The sequence below is a fragment of the Chelatococcus sp. YT9 genome (genome assembly GCF_018398315.1).
GTDB lineage: Bacteria > Pseudomonadota > Alphaproteobacteria > Rhizobiales > Beijerinckiaceae > Chelatococcus.
Window position 1 is genome coordinate 1,200,155 of record NZ_JAHBRW010000002.1, and the last position, 15,907, is coordinate 1,216,061.

Sequence of the window (15,907 nt, forward strand, 5' to 3'; positions counted from 1 at the left end):
AAGATGGTATGGACAAGCATGAGTGCGACGTACTGGTGGTCGGCTCGGGCGCGGGCGGCTTTGCCGCTGCGATCACGGCAATAAAAGCTGGCCTTGACGTCCTTGTCACAGAAAAGGCGTCGGTCTTTGGCGGTACCACCGCGACGTCAGGTGGATACCTGTGGATACCGGACAATCCGCTGGCTGCCCGTGAAAACCTGGGAGACAGCCCTGAACGGGCGACCGACTATTTGAGACAACTGTGCGGAGAGGACTTCGACCCTGTCATGGTCGCGGCCTACCTCAGCAACGGTCCCGCGATGGTGGATTTTTTCACATCGACGGTGGGCATCTCTTTCTCTGCGACGACGCGGATGATCGATTACCATCCGGAATTTCCAGGCGGCCAGAAGATGGGTCGCTCTATCCAGGCTTCCCCCGTGCATGCGTCGATATTAGGGGAGGAGTTCGCACGCTTGCGTCCCTTGCCGCGCGAGCTCGCCTTGTTCGGAATGGGGGTGAGCTCCGGGTCGGACCTGCGCCACCTTTATAAGTTCGGGCGTTCATTGCAGTCGACACTGCGTGTCAGCGCGCTGCTCACCAAATATGGTTGGGACAGGCTGATACACGGTCGCGGGCGCTCGCTGGTGAATGGCAACGCGCTTGTGGCACAACTGGCGGGCGCCTATTTCGCAAGCGGCGGAAGACTGTGGACGCTGGCTCCAGCGATGGATCTGCGGATCGAGGCCGGCCGAGTGGTTGGCGCTGTCGTCCACCGGCGCGGAAACTTGATCGAAGTGCGAGCCCGCCGCGGCGTGGTGCTCGCCAGCGGCGGGTTCTCGCATGACGTGGAGCGCCGGCGGAAGGTATTCCGCCACCCTGCGGGTCATGAGGACCATGTATCGATCGTGGCGCCAGGAAACGTGGGGGATGGGGCGCGCATGGCCGAAAGCGCTGGCGGCTATATCGATGAGGTCATGTCCAATCCAGCGGCGTGGATGCCTATTTCCAAGGTTCCACGGCCAGACGGTAGCTGGGGCGGGATCATTCATTCCGTGAACCAGGGAAAGCCGGGAACGATCGCTGTCCTGCGCAACGGAAAGCGCTTCACCGACGAGAGCCGCTCCTATCATGAATTCGTGGAGAGCCTCATCAAGCATCCGGACGCGGGTCGCCCTGCCGGCGCGTTCTTCATCTGCGATCACGATGCCTTCAGCCGCTACGGACTAGGTTACGCGAAGCCGTTCCTGCCGATCGGCCCGCTTATCCAGTCCGGTTACATCACACGCGCAGCGACGATAAGCGAGCTGGGAGTACAAGCAGGCATCGACGCCGGTCACCTGCAGGCAACGGTGGAGGCTTACAATGCATATGCCGAACGAGGGGAAGATCCTGAGTTCGGGAAAGGCCGCAACGCCTACGGCGCGTTTCTCGGTGACGAGACCAATCCTTTCAATGCCAATGTTGCCCCTCTCCGTCGTCCGCCTTTCTACGCGCTCTGGTTCTTCGCTGGTGATGTGGGTACGTTCGCAGGTATCCGCATTGATGCCAATGCAAGGGTGATGCGTAAGGACGGCTCGGCCGTCGAAGGGCTCTACGCAGCAGGCAATGACGCGGCGAATGTGTTCCGCGGACATTACCCGGGGGCGGGATCCCTCATCGGACCCGCAATGACCTTTGGTTTCGCCGCCGCGCGGCACATGTCCGGGATGAGCCATCATGGTGATGCCGCCGTCATCGATCGTACTGAGAGCGATCGTAGTACATTGACAAGTCGTGCTTGTTATCGCTAACATCCACATAAGATCATCGGCATGGCAGTCGTGCCATCCAATCGCAACCCTCAGAAACTGAACGAGAAGATAGGCTCATGGTAGCGCGAACTGCACATGCCCGAATTACCGACATCATCGTGGCTCAGCTCGATCCAGATGGCGATCTATACAACGAGATCATGGCCGTCGCTAAAGAGCACGACATCAAAACTGGCTTAGTCCTCAATATCGTCGGCGGCCTGCGTTCAGCACGGCTCAGCATGCCGCTCACAAAAGGGGCGGTCGAGGCGCAGCCCGGCGTGATTGAGCTACAAGGCCTGATGGAATGTAGCGGGGTCGGAACTCTCGGCTGGAATTGCGACACCTACGATTCTGAGGGCGCCTCGGGGATTGTCTACCGCGAGGGTGAGCCGAACATCCATGTTCACCTGACAGTCTGTCATGAGGGCCAAGCGTACATGGGCCACCTGTTGGAGGGTTGCAAAGTCCGTTCGCTGCATGAGCAATCGCATTTCACGATCATGATCGCCAAGACCGACGGTGCGCAGCTCAACTTCCGGGTCTCCAAGGAGCGCACGGACGCCTATCCCCGTGGCATCCCGATCCATGATCTCGTCTCTGCCTGAAGCGGACGAAGGAGCCATTCGATGCGAGCAATAGTAACGCCGCTCTATACGGCACAAGCCAAGGCCGTCGGAGGCCGCGCTGGCAACGTGCGCTCAAGTGATGGAATTCTTGATCTGGCGCTAACGCGGCCGAAGGCGATGGGCGGCGACGGCGCTCCCGGAACCAATCCTGAGCAGTTGTTTGCTGCGGCGTACTCGGCCTGTTTCGAGAGTGCCGTACGCTTCGTGAGCCTGCAATCTGGCGTTAAGCTGGAGGCTTGCTCGGTGAGTGCCGAGGTGACCATCGGCAAGGCTGAAGATCAAGGCTTTGCGCTCGCCGCCGCTCTTGCCGTCGACATGCCCGGTCTCGATCGTGCAAAAGCCATGGAAATCGTCGAGAAGGCCCATCACATGTGCCCCTTCTCGCACGCCACACGTGGCAATATCGAGGTCCGCCTCCAGCTGGCCTAGCCGACCAGCCCACAGGCCGCGGCGCAGGGAGGAAGGAATGCTCAAGTTGAATTTTTGCATGCGCAAGCGTCCGGACCGTTCGCTCAATGAGTTCAGCAACTACTGGCGGGAGCAGCACGGTCCTTATGCGCTGAAAGGCAGGACAGCTCGTCTCGGCATGCGGCGCTATGTTCAGAACCATCTCGTCGCGACGCCACTCTCGGAGCCGCTGGCAAGCCTCGCCGCGTCGGCAAACGCACCGTATGAGGGCATATGTCAGCTTTGGTTTGATGGTGAGGACGCGGTCCTTGCCACCCGCTCCAGCATCGATGGCGCTGCAGCAACGCAGGATTTGGTAGACGACGAGCGCAGGTTCCTTGACCTGCCGAATTGCGCCATCCGGTTCTATCGCGAAGAATCCTGCATTAGCGGAACTCCCGGCTCGGGCGCACATAAAGTGGTGCTCGCAATGTCGCTCGAGCAAGCCGGCGATGCCGCACTTCTGGAGCGGCAAGTGGCCAAGGCATTGCTACGGCAGGACAAGGCAACGGGAATTGTTCGCGCCGTGCACAACTTCGGCCTCGATACTCCGGCCAACGTCAAGCTCCGGGAACCGCGAGCCAACGATCAGGAGGGGTTCGATTACCTGCTTGAGCTCTGGTTCGCTGATTACGCATCGATGGCGGCGGGCATCGAGACGCCGGACGGCATCCTGCCGCGGCTCGTCACCATCACGCGCAGCTACTGTCCGGATGGGCAGATGAGCGCATGGATCGCGGAGGAACGGGTCATGATCGGTGGCGAGGACCTGAGAGCTACGGCTGCATGATTTCAGATCACCCAGGAAGCGCGCGCGTCATACGGAGCGGGGACAACCTGCCGTCGACGACTGGTCGCGTACAGATCGATAGCCTACATATACGGTCGGTTCTGGGGCGCAAGCTGCTTCCCGGCCCAAGGAAAGCTCGTAATGGCCGCGCCTAGAACCAGCAAGATAAGTGCCGTGCTTCCGCCGGTCGCGGAGGTCGTACCGAAAGGCTCGGTACGGATGCAGGAAATCGCCGAGCGCGCTGGCGTGACTGCCATGACGGTTTCGCGCGCGCTGCGCACGCCCAACAAGGTTTCCCCGAGTACGTTGGAACGTATCCGCAAAGCCATCGATGAGCTCGGGTTCGTACCGAACTTCGTCGCGGGCAGCTTGTCGTCTCGACAGAGCCGCATGGTAGCAGTCTCCGTACCGAGCCTTGCCAACTCGGTCTTCTCGGATTTCATCGAGGAAATGACGGCTACCCTGATCGCGAAGGGCTACACGACAATGGTGGGCTGCTCCTCCTACGATCATAAATACGAGGAAGAGATCCTATCGGAATTCCTGGGCTGGCGGCCGGCGGGTGTGGTCCTCACAGGAAGCCGGCATACCGACCGCACCAAGGAAATGTGCAAGCGCTCGGGCGTCCCGATCATCGAGACTTGGTGCAAGACGACGAGGCCGCTCGACATTGTTGTGGGCTTCTCCAACCAGCGCGCGGTCTATGAAATGACCCGCTCGCTGATGGATTGGGGGTATCGCAAGATAGGGTTCGGCTACGTCGATTCAGAGCACAACGATCGCTCGTTGGAGCGGCGGCGCGGCTGGAAGAAAGCGCTGAGCGAAGCCGGATACGAATGCCAGGACAGCCAGACACAAGGTGGCTCCTTCGCGATCCATGAGGGAGCCGTTATCCTCGACAGGTTGCTCGAGCGGCACCCTGACACGGACGCCATCGTTTTCGGGTCTGACACCCTGGCAGTTGGGGCGCTTATGGAGGCCCAGCGCAGAGGACTGCGCGTCCCGCAGGACATCGCGATTACAGGTTTCGGCGATGTCGAAATCGCGGGAGAAACAGTGCCTTCGCTCACGACTGTCCGAACGCCGCGGCGCGAGCTGGGCAAGATTTGTGCTGAAGTCCTGCTGCAGAAGATCGCCGGGACATACGAAGGGCCACGCGTGATCGATCGAGGGTTCGAGATTGTGCGTCGGCAGAGCGCCTAAGCGGAAGATACGAGGCTTGTTCGAGGTCACGGCCTCGTCTGGACACGATGTCGCGGTCGATGCTTGAACAAAAAGATTGTGATACAGAATTCGTATGTTATCGATAACATATTCGAACAGATCGAGACTCGCTGTCCGCGCAGCGCAGTGGTACTGGAAGCCGTTCTCCATCAGTTAACCAATTGCCGTCGTTGTCGATGATGTCTGGAGCCGTCGATGCTTGATACCAACTTCCTGAATATTCCAGATCTAATCTCGACACATGCGGCAAGCTTCGCGGACAAGCCTGCTATCATTATGGACAGCACGGTGGTGACCTGGCGGGAGTTCGACCAGCACACCAATCGCTTGGCGAACGCCCTTCGAGCAGCGGGTCTGCGCGCTGGTGACCGGGTCGCGGCGCTGGCGCCAAACGGCTATCAGCTTATCGAACTCATCTTCGCGACGCACAAGGCGGGTGGCTGTTTCGTGCCGGTCAGTGCATTCTTGTCGGGCGACCAGATGGGACTGCTGCTCAGGGATGCGGCAGCCACATTCTTCTTCGCAGGGCGAGACTATCTCGATCGCGTCGAGGAATTGCGCGCGACGCTGCCGAGCGTCCAGCCGGATCGCTGGGTCGCCTTTGATTTTGAGGCTCCGGCCTGGCGAACTCTGGATGATTTGCTCTCGGGCAGCGAGGACCACCGCCCGGAACGCTGGCATCAGCTCCCGGATATGGCTTGCCTCTGGTACAGCTCAGGTACAACCGGCACCCCGAAAGGCATCATCCGGTCGCATCAGTCGCTACAGGCCCTTGGAATCCTGTGCGGCCTCGACATGAACATCGACAGTCGCGCCATTGCTCTACTCGGCACGCCATTGTCGGCGTCGGGAACTTGGATCAACCTGATGTCGGCCATCATTGCTGGTGGTACTGTCGTCTCTCCGCCCCGTTGCAGTGCGCCCGATATCATTGCGCTGGTCGAGCGCCATCGTGTGACCCACACGATGCTCGTTCCCACGCAACTGAACATGATCCTGGAGGAGCCGTCGCTTGCTGGCGCGGATCTGAGCAGTATCCGTGGGCTGCTTACCCTCGGCTCGAAGCTCCACGGCTACACGAAATCGCAGACGCTGGCGCGCATAACGCCAAACCTTTTTGAGCTTTACGGCTTGACCGAAGGCTTTGGCACGCTTGCCAAGCCGAGCGAGCATTCCACGAAGCCTGGCTCGGTGGGGCGCCCGATTCTTGGCTGCGAAATCCGCATCATTGATGAGGAAGGTCGCGAGTTGCCGGCTGGGGAGGTTGGTGAAATCGTCGGCCTCGGACCGTTCACCATGGGCGGCTACTTCAACCGTCCCGATGAGACGCGCAGCCTCCTGTGGCGGGACGCCTCCGGCCGCATTTTTCTCAAGTCGGGCGATATCGGGCGCCGTGATGAAGAGGGCTTCATCTACATCATGGACCGTCGCAAGGACATGATTATCACGGGCGGGCTGAACATCTACCCGGCGGACATTGAGGCGGTCATCGGCGAGCATCAAGACGTGGTCGAGCTCGTCGTCGTCGGGGCACCGCACCGGAAGTGGGGCGAAACGCCGGTCGGTCTGGTGAAACTACGCGCGGGGTCTGCAGTCACCGAGCACGAGCTGCTTGAATGGGCCAATGCCCGGCTCGGCAAGCACCAACGTCTCAGTGATATCGTCTTTTGGGATGAGTTTCCGAGAAATGCTTTGGGAAAGCTTGTCAAACCAAAGATACGCGAAACTTTTCTCAAGTCGTTCGAGGCGAGCGAAAGCCTCAAGCAGTAGAATCTGCTCCCATGAGCTCGGCGCGCGCTGTCCGTGCCACACCGTGGCGGACTGGCTTACAAGGAGAACAAGTTGAATCCTGCCCGATTGACCGTCAAGAACGGTATTGGCGTCATCACGTTGAACCAGGCGCCAGTCAATGCGATGAACCAGCCGATGCGCGCCGCACTGGCCGCTGCCATCGCGGAGGCGGGGGACGCGCAGGTCGACGCTGTGGTCATCATTGGCGAGAATGGGTTGTTCTCCGCCGGTGCCGACCTCAATGAGGTCGAGCGCGGCCTTGGTTCAGCGAACTTCTACGAGGCAGTCGGCAAGCCGGATGCCAACGACGTCTTCAACACCATCGAGGATTTCCCCCGTCCCGTTGTCGCCGCTGTCGATGGCCTGGCGTTGGGCGGCGGGATGGAACTGGCGCTTGCCTGCCACTTCAGGGTTGCGCTCGATCGGGCTCGTTTCGGGCTAACCGAAGCCAAGCTCGGCATCATGCCCGGAGCCGGGGGGACGCAGCGACTTCCGCGTCTTACTGGTGTCGAGAAGGCCATGGAGCTGATGATGGACGGAGCGGTAATCAATGCCGCCGCCGCCCGATCGCTTGGCGTTGTCGATGCAATCGTCGAGGGCGACTTGCTCGCGTCGGCATTGGCTTTCGCACGAGCTCACGCAGACCAACCCGTGAGACCTGTCAGCCGCCGGAACGAGCTGCTGGCGAACGTTCCTGGTTCGATCTTCGAAGACGCCTACGCGCGCGCCGCGCGCAAGCCACATCTTCTCGGTCCCCGTTGCATTGTCGACGCGGTCAAGTTGGCGGCGACCGTTCCTTTCAGCGAAGCCCTGGCGCGCGAGTGGGAGTTCTTTCGGGAATGCGCCGGCTCAGAGGCGGCCTCCGGTCTGATCCACCACTTTCTGTCCGGGCGCCGCGTCTGGAAAATCCCGGGGCTCGCCAAGGACACGCTGCAGCGCCAAATCGAGCGCGCCGCCGTGATCGGCTCTGGCACCATGGGAGCTGGTATCACGATGAGCCTTCTCGATGCGGATATCCCGGTACGCCTGTTGGATGCCTCGCAAGCCTCGCTTGACAAAGGGATAGAGCGCATCCGCTCCTTCTATGCCGGCTCTGTCGCAAAAGGACGCTTAAGTCAGGCGCAAGCCGATCACCGTATCGCCCTTCTGTCGCCCGTCTCCGATTACGCAGGCATCGCCGACGTCGATCTTGTCATCGAAGCTGTCTTCGAGCGTATGGACGTGAAGCAATCGGTCTTCAGGGAGCTCGACCGCCATGTTCGGGCGGGCGCCATACTTGCGACCAATACCTCCACTCTCGACGTGGACCAGATCGCTGCGGTGACCAATCGCCCGGGGGATGTCATCGGCCTTCATTTCTTCAGCCCGGCTAACATCATGCGGCTTGTCGAGATCGTGCGCGCCGAGAAGACTGCCGATGATGTGCTGGCAACAAGCCAGGGGCTATGCCGCCGGATGCGCAAGGTCGGCGTCGTCGTCGGAATATGCGATGGGTTTGTTGGCAACCGGATGGTCGATCCCTATCTGCGCGAGGCGCAGGAGCTGCTACTTGAAGGTGCAACGCCTGCCGAGGTCGACAGCGCTCTGACCGATTTCGGCCTTGCTATGGGCGTGTTCGCCATGCTGGACATGGCCGGTCTCGATGTGCGTTGGGACGTGGAGAAGCGCCGCATCGCGGAAGGAAGCTGGCCAAAGGACGCGCCTATGCTCATCCAGGCACTCGTCGACGCTGGCAGCTACGGCCAGAAAAGCGGCGCCGGATTCTTTCGCTATGAGAAAGGAAATAGAGCACCGCTGCTGAACCCTCAGTTGCAGCCTTTGGTCGCCGCAGAGGTCGCGCGCCTTGGGATAAAGCCGCGCGATAACGGCGCCGAGGAGATCACGCGCCGTTGCCTCTATGGAATGATCAATGAGGCGGCAAAGATTCTCCAGGAAGGCATCGCGCTGCGCGCGAGCGACATCGATGTCATCTACACCGCTGGCTACGGTTTTCCGGCATGGCGGGGTGGACCGATGAAATATGCCGATACGGTGGGGCTGCGCGCACTGCTCGCCACCGTCGAGGATTATTACCGCCGTTATGGCGAACGCTGGCGCCCCGCCGATCTCCTCGTGCGGCTGGCTCGGGAGGGCAGCAGCTTTGCGGAGCACGACCGCAACGTCGCACCTTGATTACTGAAACAAATGAGCGAGACGAGCCATGAATTTGCGCTACTCCGAAGAGGATGAGGCCTTTCGTGAAGAGGTGGCTTCGTTCGTGCGCAATAACATCGACCCCGAGGTCGCCCGCAAGGTCAGGGACAATCTGCCCCTTACCAAGCAGGAGCACGTCGCTTGGGAGCGCACGATTGGCGCACGGGGCTGGGCCGCGCCGCACTGGCCGGTCGAACACGGCGGTCCCGGCTGGAACGCCCTGCGTCGCTTCATTTGCGAGGAAGCCCTGGCGTCGGAATGTGCGCCCCGCGTCAATCCCTGTGGCGTTTCGCTCATCGCACCCGTCATCATTCATTTCGGGAATGCCGAGCAGAAAGCCTATTACCTTCCCCGCATCCTGATGAGCGAAGATTGGTGGTGCCAAGGCTTCTCGGAGCCGAACGCGGGTTCGGACCTTGCTTCGCTGCGCACGCGCGCCGAGCGGCGTGGCGACCACTACCTGCTCAACGGGCAGAAGACGTGGACGACACAAGCACAGTACGCCAACCTGATGTTCTGCCTGGCGCGGACCGATAATTCCGGCCGCAAGCAGGAAGGCATCAGCGTTCTGATCGTGGATATGCAGGCGCCCGGCGTCTCCGTCCGCCCTATCATTACGATGGAAGGTACTCACGAGGTCAACGAGGTCTTCTTTGAGAACGTGCAGGTGCCCGCCGACAACCTGGTGGGCGAGGAGGGCAAAGGCTGGAGCTACGCGAAGTTCATGCTGGAATACGAACGCTTCGGCACTCCAGAGACAGGCCGTTCGAAACAACAGCTCAGGCGGTTGAAGGAAATCGCCGCGAACGCCGGGACCGGCGGCGCATCGCTGCTGGACGATCCTGATTTTTCGTCACGCATCGCCTGGGTCGAGATCGAGTTGATGGCGCTCGAGGCGACCATGCTGCGTTTCCTTGCAGAAGAGGCTGAGGGCAGGCGCAGTGCTGCAACGGACGCAGCGATCCCCATGCTCAAGGTGCGCGGCACGGATATCCAGCAGGAACTGAGCGAGCTCTTCATGCTGGCGGCCGGCATGCGTGGCATGGCGTGGCAGCACGGTCTCGACGCCAACGTCGATGCGAGCGCCAACGGCGACACCCGCTGGATGACGAGTTCGGCGTCTCACTACTTCAACTGGCGTAAGGCATCGATCTACGGGGGATCGAGTGAGATCCAGCGCCAGATCACCGCCAAGAACATTGCAGGTCTCTGATGGTCGACGTGACGCTGACGGATGAACAGCGCCTGCTGCGCGAAACGCTGGAGCGCTATCTGGCGCGTGAGCATTCGATGGAAAGTCGCGTCGCAGCGGCCGGTGCGGTGGACACGGATGAGCGCTGGGCCGGTTTCGTGGAGATGGGCCTTCCAGCCGTTCCCATCTCTATCGAAGACGGCGGTATTGGTGGGGGCGGGACCGAGATCGCCATCATCGCCGAGCAGTTGGGACGCAACCTCGTGGCAGTGCCCTATCTCGAAACAGCCGTCATGGCAGCGTCGGTGATCGAGGCCTGCGCGGAGGCCGACCGGCGTCGTTCGTTGCTCGAGGACATCGTGGCAGGCTGCGTTTTCACCGTTGCGCATTTCGAGCCGGAGTCCCGCTTCGACGTTAGCCACGTGAAGACAACAGCGCGTCGCGTGAGCGACGGCTTCGTCCTGGATGGAACGAAAGTGTCAGTCGCTTGGGCCGACCGCGCCGACAAGCTGCTGATCTCGGCGCTCCTGGACGGAGAGCTTGCGGTCTTTGCAGTCGATCCCGCGACCGCAGGCCTCAAGGTCAACGGCTACGTCACTAACGACGGACAGCGCGGTGCTGACCTGCATCTGCGCGGCGTGAAACTCGATGGCGGCGCGATGGTGGTCGCTCCGACGCGGGGGCGTGCGGCCATTGATGCAGCGATCTGCCGAGCGCGTATCTATCTCACCTGCGAGGCGGCAGCGATCATGCGGCGAATGTGCGATATGACGCGTGACTATGTCGCGACGCGCCAACAGTTCGGCGCGGCTATCGGGAGTTTCCAGGTCATCCAGCATCGGCTGGTCGACATGTATAGCCAGTCCGAGCAGTCGTTCTCTATGGCGCTGCTCGCCGCTGACAACTGGGACGCGCCGGCGCCTGAACGCGACCGGGTTACTTCGGCAGGGCGCGCGCTGGTCGCTCGGGCCTCTCGTTTCGTCGGTCAGAATGCCGTGCAACTCCATGGCGGCATCGGCATGGCATGGGAGACACCGCTCAGCCATTACTTCAAGCGCCTCACCATGAACAGCATGCAGATGGGCGATGAAAGCTACCACCTCCGGCGGTTCGCCTCATTGGTGCGCGCGAAAGAGCCCGCGCACTGACGGCGTTTCTCGGCGAAGGCGAAATTCACCAGACAGGAAGCGGAATGACAATACGCGGCAAGGCTTACATCGCCGGCATCTACGAGCATCCCACGCGCAAGGCGCCGGACAAGTCCCTCGCCCAGTTGCACGCCGAGATCGCCATCGGCGCCGTCGCTGACGCCGGTTTGACGATGGCCGACGTGGACGGCTTCTTCTGCGACAATGATGCGCCGGGTCTCGGTCCCATCTCCATGGTTGAATATCTTGGCCTTAACGTACGTCACGTCGATACCACGGAGACGGGGGGCTCCGCCCCGATCGTGCACATTTCACACGCGGCACAGGCCATCGCCTCGGGCAAATGCAGCGTCGCCCTGATCACGTTGGCAGGGCGTCCGCGCAGCGCGGGCGTAAGTGCTAATCCGCCGCCGAACTGGGACGTGCCGGAGCTTCCGTTCGAATATCCCTATCGCTCGTCCGTGCTCAATCAATACGCGATGGTGGCGATGCGCCACATGCACGAATACGGCACCACCCCAGAACAACTCGCCTGGGTCAAGGTAGCTGCCTCGCATCACGCGCAGCACAATCCGCATGCAATGCTGCGCGAAGTGGTGAGCGTTGAAAACGTGTTGCAGTCGCCGATGATCGCCGACCCGCTGCACCGCCTCGACTGCTGTGTCGTAAGCGACGGGGGCGGCGCCATCGTGGTCGTCAGTCCTGAGATCGCCAGATCGCTGTCGCGCCCGCTGATCAAGGTGCGTGGTGCCGGCGAGGCTATACGCGACCTCCGTGGCGGTAAGGCCAATATTCTCGAGAGCGGTGGCGCCAGGTCAGGGGCGATCGCTTTCGAGGAAGCCGGGGTGACGCCCGCCGATATCAAGTACGCGTCAGTCTACGACAGCTTCACCATCACAGTCATCGTCCAGCTCGAGGATCTTGGCTTCTGCGAGAAAGGCCAAGGTGGGCGCTTCGTATCCGACGGCCAGCTGATTTCCGGCATCGGCCGTCTGCCGGTGAACACGGATGGCGGGGGCCTCTGCAACAATCACCCCGGCAATCGCGGTGGCATGACCAAGGTCCTGGAAGCCGTGCGCCAGCTCCGGGGCGAAGCCCATCCAGCTGTGCAGGTGCAGGGTTGCGACCTGGCGGTGGCACATGGAACCGGGGGATGGCTTGCCAGCCGTCACGGCAGCGCGACAGTCATCCTGGAAAGGGAATAAGATGGAAGAAGCAGTCAAGATGCCGGCACCTAAGCTCAACGCCGAGAACCAGGAATACTGGGATGCAGCGCGGCGCGGCGTCCTGCTCGTCAAGCGCTGCGCTGACTGCGGCGAGGCGCATCACTACCCACGCGCCATCTGCCCTTTCTGTCACAGCGGGAGCACGGAATGGGAGGAAGTGGCCGGCACCGGCGTCATCCATACCTATACGATCATGCGACGCGAACAACCCAGCACGATCACCGCCTACGTCGCCCTCGACCAAGGGCCGATCATGCTGACGAACATCGTCGGCTGTGAGCCTGAGACCGTCCGGATCGGCATGCCGGTCCAGGTTTGCTTCGCAGACGCGGAGGATGGGCTGCGCGTACCGGTATTCAGGCCGCGCTGAAATATCTTGATTGAGGCGGGTTGCGAAACTCGCATGTTAGCGATAACAATTTCAAAACAACACCGTCCAGCGGCAGACTTGGCGGGATCGTGAGGGAGGAACAATTGACGGCTTCGCATCGTCGTATCAGGCGCGGCTTCGTTACGGTCGGCGACCGGCAGGTCCACTTCCGATATGCAGGAACCGGCCCGGCCGTGGTTCTTTTTGGGCAGTCACCAACGTCATCCCAGACGCTCGACCGCCAGACGCTCGCTTTCTCCGAGCATTTCACCGCGATCGCGATCGACTCGTGCGGCCTCGGCCGTTCGTCGCCGCTACCGACCCCCACGACTGAAATCGCCGATCAGGCAATCGCATTGGCGCAGACACTGGACGCGCTTGGCATCTCCAAGGTGGCGGCCTATGGCTCCCACACAGGGGCGAGCATTTGTGCGGAGTTTGCCATGCGCTATCCGGAGCGAACGGCGATCGCGCTACTCGACGGCTATCCCGTCTATACCGAGGATGAGCGTACGCGACGCCTCAACACATACTTCCCTTCGATGGAGAAGACCTGGGACGGCCTTCACCTAATGTGGCTCTGGTACCGCTACCGTGAGCAGAATCTGTTCTGGCCGTGGAACATCAGCGGACGCGTCACAAGGGCCAACTGCAGCGTGCCGGCGCCCGAGCACATCCATCGTGGCGTGGTGGATATCCTCGATGTTTGGACGGGATACATCGAGCCCTATGCAGCCGCTTTCCGGTATCATGCGCAGGAGCCGATTCCGCATCTTCGCGTGCCGACTGTCTTCCTCGCCTATCCCGACGATTCCTTGCTGACTGCTCTCGACCTGCTGCCACGGCCGCTGCCCGATTGCTGCCGCATCGAGCCTATGCCGCTCGATCGCGACGCAGGTGCGCAGAAGGAGATCGAGATCATGAAGAGCGTGCCTGCGTGGCCGGATGCTCCGCCAATCAAATCGCCTTCACGCCGGGCGGTCGGTGTCACCCAAGACTATGTCGGCCTCGACGAAGGACAGCTGTTCGTCCGACATTGGGGCAAAGCTGGCAGCGGCTTACCGCTTGTCATGCTGCCGCCCGCGCCAGGTTCCGCCACACAGCTCGACACACTGCCGGAGCTCATGGCCACCGACCGCGCGGTGATCGCGCTCGACCTTCCCGGCTGCGGGGATTCCGACGCGTTCGGACAGCGGCACGATGTTTCGCGCAGCGCACGGCTCGTTGCCGAAGCCCTGGCAAAACTCGGCGTTGCGAAAGCCGACTTCTACGGGCGTCATGGTGGCGCCTCAGTCGCCGTCGCGTTGGCAAGCCTCGCGCCGGAAATGGTGGGCGCGCTGGTGCTTGACAGTCCGCCTGCGCTGGGTGCTGAGGAGCGCGAGCAGATTGCCCCGCGTTACGCGGAGCCGATCGAGCTCGATTGGGATGGCTCGCATCTCATTCGGCTCTGGCACGCGACGAGGGATCAGGAGCTGTTCTGGCCCTGGTACGAACGCAAGATCGACCGCATCCGAAAGAACGACCCTGACGTACGTGCCGATCGACTGACCACCGAGGTGTTAGCCTATCTCAAGAACTATCAAGCTTATCCGAGCGTGTGGGAAGCGGTGCTTTCTTATCCCGTCGCTGATCGACTTTCTGAGCTTGGCCGCGCGTACACGATCTGCGGAAACGTCAACGATAAGTTCGCTAATCATGCCAGGGCCATTGCTGAAGACAAGTTTGTGGCCATCCCGGATTCGCGGCTTGCCGCCGCAGAGATCATCCGCAGTTGCATCGACCGGGTCAGGTGAAGCGCCGCGACATAATCTTCCGGCTTCGGCGGCGCGGCCATCGACTGACCCCAAAAAAGGGGAACTTTTGAAATGAAGCTGAACATGTTTGCATCGGCCGTTGGTCTCGCGGGTGTCCTCGCGCTGTCAATGGCAGGGGTCGCTAAGGCGCAGGTATCGGACAACGTCATCAAGATCGGCGTGCTCACGGACTTGAGTGGACCCTACAGCGCCGCCACCGGGCCCGGCGCGGTGGCGGCAGCCGAACTCGCCATCGAAGACTTCGGCGGCAAAGTGAACGGCGTCCCGATCGAGCTGATTTCGGCCGATCACCAGAACAAGCCAGACGTGGGTTTGACGATCGCGCGCGAATGGCTTGATCGCCAAAAGGTTGATGTTCTCGTTGACATCACCAATTCGGCAATCGCGCTCGCTCTTCAGGACCTCGTGCGCGACAAAGGCCGGGTTATGCTGCTGGTAGGTGCTTCTTCGTCGGTCCTCACCGGCGAGAAATGCTCGCCCAATAGCGTCCAATGGATGTCCGACACTTATTCGTCGTCCACGACGACCGCCAACGCTTTGCTGGACCAAGGCAAGAAGACGTGGTTCTTCGTACAGGCCGACTATACGTTCGGTGACGCGCTTGTGGCCGATGCAACGAAGGTCATTCAGGCCCGGGGTGGCAAGGTCGTAGGTGCTGTTCGTCATCCGTTCAATTCAAGCGACTTCTCGTCTTATCTCCTGCAAGCCCAGTCATCAGGCGCCGAGGTCGTAGCCTTCGCCAATAGCGGTTCGGACTTTACGCAGTCTGCGAAGCAGGCCAAGGAATTTGGCCTCGCCGATAGCGGCCAGACACTGGTCGGCCTCGCTGCTACTATGGCCGATATTGCCGCCCTCGGCCTCGACGCGGGGAAAGGGTTGCAAGTAACTGAAGCCTTCTATTGGAACTACAATGACGAAACGCGGCGCCTTGCTGAACGCTTCGAGAAGAAGACTGGCAAGAAGCCCGCTCAGGGCCAAGCCGCGACCTATTCCGCTGTTCGCAGCTACCTAAAAGCTATCGAGAAGGCCGGCACAGACAAGGGCGACAAGGTGCTGGAGACACTTCGCTCAATGGAAATCAAAGATGATTTCACGCCAAGCGGCAAGCTGCGCGAAGATGGACGCATGGTGCACGACATGTACTTTCTGCGTGTGAAGGAGCCATCTCAGGCGAAGTCGAAGTATGATATCTATGATATTACGTCTGTCGTTGAGGGCGAGCGCGCGGCACGTCCTCTCGCCGACGGAAAGTGCCCCTACATCATGAACAAAAAATAGAACCGGCTTCTCTCCGCGGCTGGATCGTTCCAG

Annotated in this window: 13 protein-coding genes; all 13 read left to right on the forward strand. The window is 61.1% G+C overall.

The window, feature by feature from the left end; genetic code table 11:
* Positions 1–8 precede the first annotated feature (8 nt).
* The 13 genes from KIO76_RS25490 (at position 9) to KIO76_RS25550 (ending at position 15,874) form a co-directional block, all read left to right on the forward strand.
* Positions 9–1,772, forward strand: coding sequence for an FAD-binding protein (locus KIO76_RS25490; protein WP_213326372.1), 1,764 nt, complete (start codon positions 9–11; stop codon positions 1,770–1,772).
* A gap of 77 nt (positions 1,773–1,849) precedes the next feature.
* Positions 1,850–2,380, forward strand: a complete 531-nt coding sequence (locus tag KIO76_RS25495; protein ID WP_213337783.1) for a PPC domain-containing DNA-binding protein — start codon at positions 1,850–1,852, stop codon at positions 2,378–2,380.
* Between the two features lie 21 nt (positions 2,381–2,401).
* The gene (locus KIO76_RS25500; RefSeq protein WP_213326374.1) at positions 2,402–2,830 is read left to right on the forward strand and encodes an organic hydroperoxide resistance protein; all 429 of its coding nucleotides are present in this window, start codon (positions 2,402–2,404) and stop codon (positions 2,828–2,830) included.
* Positions 2,831–2,867: 37 nt separating this feature from the next.
* Entirely contained in the window at positions 2,868–3,638 is a 771-nt protein-coding gene (locus KIO76_RS25505) for an EthD domain-containing protein (protein ID WP_213326375.1), read from the forward strand.
* A 141-nt stretch (positions 3,639–3,779) separates the two neighbouring features.
* A complete protein-coding gene (locus KIO76_RS25510; protein WP_213326376.1) occupies positions 3,780–4,841 on the forward strand; it encodes a LacI family DNA-binding transcriptional regulator in 1,062 nt (353 codons plus the stop codon).
* Positions 4,842–5,057: 216 nt separating this feature from the next.
* The gene (locus KIO76_RS25515) at positions 5,058–6,632 is read left to right on the forward strand and encodes a class I adenylate-forming enzyme family protein (RefSeq protein ID WP_213326377.1); all 1,575 of its coding nucleotides are present in this window, start codon (positions 5,058–5,060) and stop codon (positions 6,630–6,632) included.
* Between the two features lie 72 nt (positions 6,633–6,704).
* Positions 6,705–8,825 carry a 3-hydroxyacyl-CoA dehydrogenase NAD-binding domain-containing protein gene (locus KIO76_RS25520; protein ID WP_213326378.1) on the forward strand — a complete coding sequence of 707 codons (2,121 nt, stop codon included), beginning with the start codon at positions 6,705–6,707 and terminating at the stop codon, positions 8,823–8,825.
* 28 nt (positions 8,826–8,853) lie between these two features.
* Positions 8,854–10,059, forward strand: a complete 1,206-nt coding sequence (locus KIO76_RS25525) for an acyl-CoA dehydrogenase family protein (protein WP_213326379.1) — start codon at positions 8,854–8,856, stop codon at positions 10,057–10,059.
* The gene (locus KIO76_RS25530; protein ID WP_213326380.1) at positions 10,059–11,186 is read left to right on the forward strand and encodes an acyl-CoA dehydrogenase family protein; all 1,128 of its coding nucleotides are present in this window, start codon (positions 10,059–10,061) and stop codon (positions 11,184–11,186) included. The genes KIO76_RS25525 and KIO76_RS25530 overlap by 1 nt, the downstream gene beginning before the upstream one ends.
* A gap of 44 nt (positions 11,187–11,230) precedes the next feature.
* Positions 11,231–12,391, forward strand: coding sequence for a thiolase family protein (locus KIO76_RS25535; protein ID WP_213326381.1), 1,161 nt, complete (start codon positions 11,231–11,233; stop codon positions 12,389–12,391).
* Position 12,392: 1 nt separating this feature from the next.
* Positions 12,393–12,782, forward strand: a complete 390-nt coding sequence (locus KIO76_RS25540; protein WP_213326382.1) for a Zn-ribbon domain-containing OB-fold protein — start codon at positions 12,393–12,395, stop codon at positions 12,780–12,782.
* Between the two features lie 104 nt (positions 12,783–12,886).
* Positions 12,887–14,575, forward strand: a complete 1,689-nt coding sequence (locus KIO76_RS25545; RefSeq protein ID WP_213326383.1) for an alpha/beta hydrolase — start codon at positions 12,887–12,889, stop codon at positions 14,573–14,575.
* A gap of 72 nt (positions 14,576–14,647) precedes the next feature.
* Entirely contained in the window at positions 14,648–15,874 is a 1,227-nt protein-coding gene (locus KIO76_RS25550; protein ID WP_249730042.1) for an ABC transporter substrate-binding protein, read from the forward strand.
* Positions 15,875–15,907 lie beyond the last annotated feature (33 nt).